Here is a 6,649-nt window from a genome sequence, read left to right as displayed (position 1 = left end):
CGTCGCCGCCGGTCTCGCCGCGGCCGGCGCGGCCCTGGCGATGGTCGCCACCTCCGCCCCCGCGGCGCACGCGATCATCGGCGGCACCGAAGTCTCCAACGACGCCTACCCGTTCATGACGGCGGTCCTGTCGAAGGGACCGGGCAGCGCGCTCGACCGCCAGTTCTGCGGCGCGAGCCTGGTCACCCCCGACACGGCCGTGACGGCGGCGCACTGCCTGGTCGACGACGCGGGCAAGCCGGTCAAGCCGAAGACGCTGCAGGTGGCGGTGGGCCGTACGGTCCTGTCCTTGCGGCAGGGTCAGATACGCAACATCGCCAAGGGCGGCGTGGTCGTGCACCCGCGCTACCTCAAGGGCAAGGAGGCGTACGACGTCGCCTTCCTGCAGCTGGAGAAGCCGGTCCGCGGCATCTCCCCCGTCGCGCTCCCCACCCAGGGCACCGACGCGCTGATCCGCCCGGGCCAGAAGGCGACGGTCGCGGGCTGGGGCAACACGGACACGGAGCTGACCCACACCCCTGACCGCCTGCGCCAGGTGAAGGTCCCGATCCTCTCCCACGCGGAGTGCCGGACGAGCTACAAGGAGTACGACGCGAAGGTCAACTTCTGCGCGGGCGTCGAGACGAAGGACTCCTGCCAGGGCGACAGCGGCGGCCCCGTCTTCCGCAAGGTCCCCGGCCGCGAGGCGCCCATCCTGATCGGCGTCGTCTCCTACGGCGACGGCTGCGGGGCGCAGGGTGCCCCCGGCGTCTACACGTCCCTCAGCTCGTCGAAGCTGTGGAAGACGCTGGACGAGTCGGCGTCGGGCAAGAAGGTGAAGCGGGCGCTGAACCGCCGCTGACCGAGGACTGATACCGCGGGGAGGGCGGCCCGGGGGCGCGCATGCCGTGACGGCGCCCCGGACCGCCTTCCCTCCGGCCGCGGTTCACGATTCACCGGATCCCCTCGATGAGCTTCTCCAGTGCCTCGTCGCCGGTCGCGGCGAGCAGCGTGACGCTGTCCATGCCGACGTAGAACCTGCCGTCCGGCGCGATGCCCGGGTAGGTGTTCCGGCGGTCGGCCTCGCCGACGGGATACAGATGCGCCCCGGCTTGCTCGCTGAGGACGTCGAAGATCTCGTCGTCCCGCTCGGCCGCGAGCGGGTCGAGCCGGAAGCCCGTGCGGGCCATCGTCCGCCCCGGACCCCGCTCCTCGGACGCCGGCCCGCCGAACTCGGCGAGGAAGAGCCGCGCCGCCTCGTGGATCTCGAAGCCGCCGTGCTCGTGCAGGGCCCGCTCCCACTCGGCCGTGGGCACGGACCGCCCGGGAGACCAGCCGACCGCCCGCAGCACCCGGTCGGTCGCCGCGGACCAACGCCCGCCGGACTCGTCACACCGCGACCTCGCCACACCGCGAACCCGTCACACCGCGAACCCGTCACTCCGCGAACCCGTCACTCCGCAAAGCGGAACGTGGACGTCACCGCGTCGAAGATGTCGAAGAAGGAGTCCGCGAGTTCGAGGAGCTGGCTGCTGCCGGAGACCAGGGCGACCTTGCCCTCCTGGCCGGGGACCGGGATGAAGGTCTGCATGAGGACGACGCGGATGACGCGCTCGTCGCCGGGTACGGAGACGTCCTCGATGCCGTACGTCCGGGCCGCGGGGCCGACCCCCGGGATGTCGACCGTGGTGACCTTGCGCCATGCGTCGCCCTCCCGCTTCGCCTCGCGGACGCCGAGCTGGGCGACGATCCGGTCCGGGTCGGTCGGGAGCACGTCGCCATCCGGGGTGCGGGCGCCGACCAGGGAGACGGTGACCGAGCCCGTCACCGGCGTACCGCCGCCGAAGCTCTCCGCCATGCAGCCGCAGTACAGCGCGCCGGACTGCCACGCGTCCTTCGACGCCTTGCGCAGGAACGCCTCGAAGGTCTCCCGGTGCGGGGCCAGCTCCGGGCGCGCCCGGACGCGGTCGTTGATCATCTGCCGGATGGCGGCGTCGCGCGACTCGGGACGCACGTCGAACTCCCACCATGTCTCCGGCACCTTGATGCTGAAGCCGCCGCGCGCGATGGTCTGCGGTGGTGTGTAGCGGGCCATGGCTGGCACCCTCTCCGTTCCTGGGCGGTGTCTGTCGTCGTCCCCGGGCACGTCGGCCCAGGTCGGCCAGCCTACGGGGCGGTTCTACTCCCCCGTCGCCCCGTCGATCCGCTCCCTCAGCAGATCGGCGTGGCCGTTGTGGCGGGCGTACTCCTCGATCATGTGCGTGAGGATGTAGCGCAGCGAGTACGTGTCGCCGCGGAAGTCGACGGTGACGTCCAGGGAGTCCACGCAGCTCAGGGCCTCCACGATGGCGCGGGAGCGGGCGCACTCCGCGTGCCATATCTCGAACGCCTCGTCCGGGTCCGCGTCCGCCACGTCGAAGTCGGCGTACTCGCCGGGGACCCGGCCCTGCCAGTGGGCCTTCGACGCCTCGCCGTTCAGCACGCTGCGGAACCAGCTCCGCTCGACCTCCGCCAGGTGCCGGACCAGACCGAGCAGCGACATGTCCGAGGGCGGTACGGCCTGCTCCTTGAGCTGCTCGGCGGTCAGGCCCGCGCACTTCATCGCGAGGGTCTCTCGCTGGTACTGGAGGAAGGCGTTGAGCGAGGTGCGTTCGTCGGCGGCGGCGTGCGGGGGGTCGGTTCTGCGGGGGCCGGACACGGGGGCGGGGATCTCATCGGACATCGGGCCATCATGCCGATGCCGGGCACCCGACGCGCGGAAAACCCCCGTCCGGGCCGCCCTCGCCCTTCTCCGTCGCCAAGGAATCAGCGGTACCAATCCTCGCCCGCACTCCCAAGAGCACTCCGCAAGTAGCTTTCGAGGTGCGGCGAGATCCACCTCCGGGAGTCCGTCTCGTGGTCCCACACGAACACGTCGTCGCGTTCCGGAGTCCGTACGAAGGCGAACTGATCGCCGCCTCCGTTGTCCCCGAAGAACAGCAGGGAATCGAACGGCATGTACAACGTCCGATAGTGCCCGTCGCTCCTCAACTCCGCGTTCTGCGACAGGATCTTCGCCGCGCTCCAGACGACTTCCGTGCCGTACTCGCCCTCGATTCCGTCCGTTTCCAGGAGAAGTGAGGACAGAGCGGAGGGAATCGACTGCCCGAGGCCACTCTCGATCGCGCGAACCTCGGTGCCGCCCGCCCCTTCGGACAGCCGCACATCCGGGAATTCCGCGGCAAACTCACGCCACATCCCGCTCCTCCCCCGCACCCGCTCGACAACGGTGAGTTCCATCCCGCACCCATGATCGCCCGGCCACCCAGTCACCGACCAGGGACCCTCCGACCAGCAGGATCGACGAGGAATTCGGCAACCTCGCCCAGGCCCTCGCCGAACCCCCGACCCGCGAGGCGTTCCGTAGCCCGTGGTCGTCGGCTCGTCGCGACAGTAAAGTGCGCCGAATGGACGAGGGGGACGAAGTGGCCGTGGAAGTCAAGGGTGCCGGGTGCGTTTCCGGAGGGTGGGTTCGCCACGGCAACGGGGGGAGGGCTGCTCGCCGGTCCGGGGCGGCCGGGCTCCTCCGCCGGTCCACGGTCCTCGTCGCCTGCCTCCTGCTCCCGCTGCTCGCCGCCGCTCCCGCCCTCGCCGCCGCCCCCGAGCCGTCGCCGCGAGAGGCCGGGCGGGCCGCCTCGCTCGCCGCTCATCTCCGTTCCGATCCCGTCTACGTCACCGATCAGCTCCCCCGTGCCGTGCCCCGCTCCACCGCACCCGAGTTCGCGAAGCTCGCCGAGCGCACCGGGGTGCCGACCTACGTGCTCGTGCTGCCGGGGGCGGGAGCCAGTGCGGAGAACGAGGGGCTGCTCGGGGCCGTGCACGACCGGCTCGGGCGGGACGGGCTCTACGTGCTCGTCGACGACAGTTCCGTCGCCGCGGCCAGTGCCTTCGGCGTGCGGGCGCCGGCCGAGGACGCGCAGACGGTGCAGCAGTACGAACTTCCGTACGACGCCGGGCCGCTGCTCAGCTTCGAGCGGTTCGTCGAGGTCATCGCGGAGGGAAGCAAGAAGGCCGCCCAGCATGCGGCGGACGCTCGGGCGGAGTACGCCGGGCACGGGCCCTACGGCGAGGGCTACAAGGAGCCCGAGCCGCTGCACATCAGCCCCACCGACCGCCGGAACCAGTCCTTCCTGACCGGCATCGCCCTCGCGGCCCTGCCACTGCTCGTTCTGTTGCTCGCTCCGTATGTACGGCGGTGGTGGGCGCGTCGGCCTGCCAACGCACCTACCGGCACCGACCTCGGTGCCGGTGTCGGTGTCGGTGCCGAGCAGCCTGCCAAGGGGGGCGGGCCCGCTACCGGCCGCTTCCGGTGGGTCGTGGCGTCCGTCGCCGCCGCCCTCGCGGGCCTCGTCGCCCTCTCCGCCGCCCTCCTCTTCGACCAGACCACGTCGAGCGCCGCTCCCCCGCCCACCGGCGCCGACATGACGGCCCGCGTCGAGCGCGTGGTGGACGGGCTGCGGCGCGACCCCGTCTACACCGACCCCGAGAGCCCCCGGGTCCTCTCCGGTCGGCGCATGGACGAACTCCGGGAGAAGGTCGCGGAGTTCGAGCGGGGGCCCGTGTACGTCGCGCTCGTTCCGCAGCTGCCCGAGGACGAGTCCGCGGGCGAGGCCGAGGCCTTCACCGACGCGCTGCACGCCCGGCTCGACAAGCCCGGCGTGTACGTCGTCGCCGACCCGCTGGCGGGTGAGATCGACGTCATCACGTACCACGTACGCATCGACGCGAACCTGATCGCCTTCGACGTGCCCGACACGATCCGGTACGGAGACTCGGACGACCGTTCCGACGACCACCGGCTCGGCGAGCGCCTCGACCGGCTGATGACGTTCCTCGACAAGGCGCCCCGCACGGACCCGCCCGAGACCTCCTCCTACGGTGACGCGGCTCCCGACCCCGTCGAGGAGAGCGCGCTGCCCCGCCTGTTCAGCGGGGACTTCTGGCCGGGGCTGATGGTCGGCGCGTTCGGGGCGCTCCTGGTCTTCGGGGTCGTTGCGGGGGTGCTCGGGGTGGTGCGGCGCGCTGCTCGGCGCGGTGTCTCCGCCGGGCGGCGGCCCGTCGCGGGCGTGGCCTTCGAGGCGCCCGCCGCCCCCTCCGCCTCCTACCTCCGCGACGCCGCTCGCGAGGAACTCGGCGCGCTGGCCCGGGAGTTCGATCCTGATGCGGCCCTCCCCTCCGCCCTGCGCACCCGCATATGGGACTGCCTCGACACCGCCACACTGCTCGCCGACCGGGCGGGATCGGGGCGGGACGCGACGGGGCCCGACGGGCGCGTGGACGACGACGTGCCACCCGCCGACCTCGCCGCCGCCGTCGCGCTCGCCCGCATGGGCCGCGCCGCCCTCGCGACCGGCGACACCAGCAAGCCGAGCTGCGCGCTGAACCCGCTGCACGGGCCCGCCACCGGCTGGCGCGAGGCCCAGTACGCGCCCGAGGACAGCAGGCGTCGCACCCTCCCGGTCTGCGCCACCTGCCGCGTCTTCGTGACGGAGGATCCCGGCCGCGCCCACACGCTCCGCCTCACCCTGCCCGGTCCGGGGCGCGGGCGGAACGGCGGCGGCCGCGTCCCGTACGAGGACGTGGCGGGACCGCTGCCCGCCGCCCGCAAGGGTGTCCCCCAACTCATCCGCAAGGTACGGGAGTACGCCGGTGTCCAGTGACCTGAAGCGCGGCGCGGCACAGCCGGCGTCCGCACGCCCCACCGCCTCGCCGCCCGGACGAACCCTCGACTCCCCTCCCCCCGGCTCCTCTTCCCTCAGCTCCTCTCCGCTCGGCTCCCCCTCTCCCGTCGTCCTCGTGCTCCTCGCCCTCCTCGCCTTCCTCGGCCCGCTGGTCGCGACCGCCGCCCCGGCGTACGCCGCCCCAAGCCCGGGTGCGAAGATCGCCGACGCGCTGCGCACCTCGCCGGTGTACGTCGCCCCCTCGTACGCGGAATCCGCCGTACCGCCCGCCCGCCAGAAGGAACTGGCCGCGCAGATCCGCAAGTCCGGGCTCCCGATCAAGGTCGTGCTCGTCCCGCTCGCCAAGGGCGACGCGTTCGGCGGCAACCCCGACACCCTCGCGGCCGTCGTGCGCGACCATCTGGGCGACCGGGGCGAGGAGGGCATCCTCATCACCACCGAGGAGTGGAACGACGACATCCGCGGCTTCGAGTGGCCGGGCCAGAAGCACCAGGCCAGGGACGCGGTGGGCGCGGTCGGCCTCATGGACGAGTTCGACGACGCCGGGCTCGCCGAACTGACCGCCGAGGCGATCCGCCTCATCGAGCGGGGCGACGGCAAGGCGACGTACGACAAGGCGACCAAGGAGATGGACGAGCAGCTGGACGACGATCTGAGCGACCACGCCGGTGACGGCCCGGGCGCCGACGGTGGCTCCGGGAGCTCCGGCCGACCCGCGTGGTCGGTGCTCGTGGTCGCCGCCGTCGTGGCGGCCGCCCTGCTGACCGGTGCGGCCCTTCTCGTACGTTCCGGACACCGGCGCCGATACCGTTCCGGCGCGAGCGCCCACCCCCGCGCCCCCTTCGCCTTCCCCCAGGCAGTGTTCGCGGCGGCGCACGCGGCCGACGAGGCGGAGCTGCGCCGTCGCGCGGAGACGGAGGTGCTCACCCTCGGCGAGGCCGCGCGGGCCG

6 protein-coding genes and 1 pseudogene are annotated in these 6,649 nt (G+C 72.7%); 3 read left to right on the top strand and 4 right to left on the bottom strand.

Annotated elements, in window-relative coordinates; genetic code table 11:
- On the top strand, nt 1–841 hold an 841-nt coding region (locus AOK03_RS38025; protein WP_055569926.1), incomplete at its 5' end, for a S1 family peptidase.
- Between the two features lie 91 nt (nt 842–932).
- On the opposite strand, the gene AOK03_RS38020 is transcribed toward AOK03_RS38025, so the two are convergent.
- From AOK03_RS38020 to AOK03_RS38005, 4 genes are all read right to left on the bottom strand, one after another.
- A complete protein-coding gene (locus AOK03_RS38020; protein ID WP_079075231.1) occupies nt 933–1,388 on the bottom strand; it encodes an SUKH-3 domain-containing protein in 456 nt (151 codons plus the stop codon).
- 44 nt (nt 1,389–1,432) lie between these two features.
- Nucleotides 1,433–2,074, bottom strand: a complete 642-nt coding sequence (locus AOK03_RS38015; protein WP_055569924.1) for a hypothetical protein — start codon at nt 2,072–2,074, stop codon at nt 1,433–1,435.
- Between the two features lie 84 nt (nt 2,075–2,158).
- Nucleotides 2,159–2,701, bottom strand: a complete 543-nt coding sequence (locus AOK03_RS38010; protein ID WP_079075230.1) for a DinB family protein — start codon at nt 2,699–2,701, stop codon at nt 2,159–2,161.
- A gap of 83 nt (nt 2,702–2,784) precedes the next feature.
- Entirely contained in the window at nt 2,785–3,258 is a 474-nt protein-coding gene (locus tag AOK03_RS38005; protein ID WP_244177919.1) for an SMI1/KNR4 family protein, read from the bottom strand.
- Nucleotides 3,259–3,425: 167 nt separating this feature from the next.
- Between AOK03_RS38005 and AOK03_RS38000 the strand changes: the two genes are divergently transcribed.
- Both AOK03_RS38000 and AOK03_RS37995 read left to right on the top strand, forming a co-directional pair.
- The gene (locus tag AOK03_RS38000; protein ID WP_107098216.1) at nt 3,426–5,678 is read left to right on the top strand and encodes a hypothetical protein; all 2,253 of its coding nucleotides are present in this window, start codon (nt 3,426–3,428) and stop codon (nt 5,676–5,678) included.
- Nucleotides 5,668–6,649: pseudogene (locus AOK03_RS37995) on the top strand (hypothetical protein); the annotation flags it as partial. The gene AOK03_RS38000 and the pseudogene AOK03_RS37995, both read left to right, overlap by 11 nt.

It is taken from the genome of Streptomyces atriruber (assembly GCF_001418325.1).
Lineage (GTDB): Bacteria > Actinomycetota > Actinomycetes > Streptomycetales > Streptomycetaceae > Streptomyces > Streptomyces atriruber.
This window is presented reverse-complemented; position numbering and strand designations above follow the sequence as displayed.

Bases quoted from the DNA above. Each gene is read 5' to 3' on its own strand.
- AOK03_RS38005 (WP_244177919.1), bottom strand. From the start codon at position 3,258: ATGGAACTCACCGTTGTCGAGCGGGTGCGGGGGAGGAGCGGGATGTGG.
- AOK03_RS38015 (WP_055569924.1), bottom strand. From the start codon at position 2,074: ATGGCCCGCTACACACCACCGCAGACCATCGCGCGCGGCGGCTTCAGC.
- AOK03_RS38000 (WP_107098216.1), top strand. From the start codon at position 3,426: ATGGACGAGGGGGACGAAGTGGCCGTGGAAGTCAAGGGTGCCGGGTGC.
- AOK03_RS38010 (WP_079075230.1), bottom strand. From the start codon at position 2,701: ATGTCCGATGAGATCCCCGCCCCCGTGTCCGGCCCCCGCAGAACCGAC.